Origin of the sequence: Ruixingdingia sedimenti, assembly GCF_031432425.1 — a bacterium.
In the GTDB taxonomy this organism is placed as follows: Bacteria; Pseudomonadota; Alphaproteobacteria; order Rhodobacterales; family Rhodobacteraceae; genus Ruixingdingia; species Ruixingdingia sedimenti.
In genome coordinates this window covers 1-1,367 of sequence record NZ_JAVKPH010000109.1, presented here as the reverse complement: position 1 = coordinate 1,367, position 1,367 = coordinate 1, and the positions used below count along the sequence as shown (strand labels likewise).

At 59.0% G+C, this 1,367-nt stretch carries 2 protein-coding genes and 1 pseudogene; 2 read left to right on the top strand and 1 reads right to left on the bottom strand.

Annotation, left to right across the window (positions count from 1 at the left end; translation table 11 throughout):
* Window positions 1–380 precede the first annotated feature (380 nt).
* A complete protein-coding gene (locus tag RGD00_RS23300) occupies window positions 381–875 on the bottom strand; it encodes an Rrf2 family transcriptional regulator (protein ID WP_310459616.1) in 495 nt (164 codons plus the stop codon).
* 100 nt (window positions 876–975) lie between these two features.
* Here RGD00_RS23300 and RGD00_RS23295 point away from each other — a divergent pair, with 100 nt between their 5' ends.
* Together RGD00_RS23295 and RGD00_RS23290 are read left to right on the top strand one after the other, a co-directional pair.
* The gene (locus RGD00_RS23295) at window positions 976–1,230 is read left to right on the top strand and encodes a carboxymuconolactone decarboxylase family protein (RefSeq protein WP_310459615.1); all 255 of its coding nucleotides are present in this window, start codon (window positions 976–978) and stop codon (window positions 1,228–1,230) included.
* A gap of 4 nt (window positions 1,231–1,234) precedes the next feature.
* Window positions 1,235–1,367: pseudogene (locus tag RGD00_RS23290) on the top strand (IS5/IS1182 family transposase); the annotation flags it as partial.

Here is a 1,367-nt window from a genome sequence, read left to right as displayed (position 1 = left end):
GCCATGGCTCTTGGGAAAGAACGGTTCCAGACGTGCCATCTGCGCCTCCGTCAGCCAGAAAAGGTTGCTCATCGATCAGTCTCCTCACGGAGCCTGAATCACGCCCCAACCGCAAGATCAATGGGTCCTGACCCTACGTCGCCTATGCTCAGGAAATTATCGTTGTCTGCACACTGTTTAGGTGGTGCGCGAGCGGCACCCCATTTTTGACCCCCTTGGTGCCGTGATTTCTCGCAAAGCCTTGGCTTTGCTGGGTTTCGACCGGCACCATAACCGCAAATCACCCAATTTTCTCCCGGATTCACGGCAAAGGCATAGGCGCGTCATCGCCCGCACATCGGCGATGGACGAGGCGTCGGAGAGAGTGGAGGCGGGAGGGTCTAACGCTGCGAGTTTTGCACGAAAGCGGAGACGGCTTCCTTGTTGCGTTCGTCAATCAACGCATCCCCGTCCCGCACCAGATCGTCGAGCGTTTGAACGCGGAGAGCGTCCCGCCAAGCGGCTTCCGCTGCAAGCATACGAGATTTGATGAAGCAGTCCATTTTGTAGGCGCAGGGGTCTTTGGTTTTTCCGGGGCCACGACGCCGGATCTCACGACAAAGGAAGGCGGGTTCACGACCGTCAATGGCTTCCACAATGTCGAGCAAGGTGATGCTCGCCGGTGCGCGTGCCAACCGATAACCGCCACGCGGTCCCGGCAAAGCCTCGATCACTCCGGCGGCGGTGAGGGCGCGAAGGTGCTTGAGCAGGTAGGTTTCCGAGACACCGTGAAGTTCAGCCAGACTCTTGCCGGGAAGAACCTTTCCTTCCGGCAGACCGGCAAGCACCAACGCGCAGTGCAACGCAGCCTCGACCCCATCGCTCAATCGCCTCATCGGTTTCTCCTACCCTCGCAGTCCAAGAGGGTTTGCATCCGTCAATCATGGATATATTATATCTACGATTTGACGCCAACCACCATCTGAAGGAACTGCCATGCAGCCCAGACTCAACATCGCGCAACTCGCCCCCGAACTCTACCGCGCCGTTGCGCAGTTGGATGGTGCAGTGAAGAAATCCGGTCTCGGCAGCCGCTTGCTGCACTTGGTCAAGCTACGCGCCTCGCAAATCAACGGATGCGCGTTCTGCGTGGATATGCACGTCAAGGAATCCCTCGCGGACGGGCTGGACCGGCTCTGTTGCACAAATCGCGTGAGGGATTCATCTCGTGAATCCAGCGTGGTAGCTTGACTGCATGAGCAGACCGACACCCCCGATCTACAAGACCAGGAACTGGCCCGCCTATAACCAAGCGCTCAAGCGCCGCGGCTCTCTGACGATCTGGTTCGACCCCGCCATGACGTGGAAGGCCGCGCCGACTGGCAAGC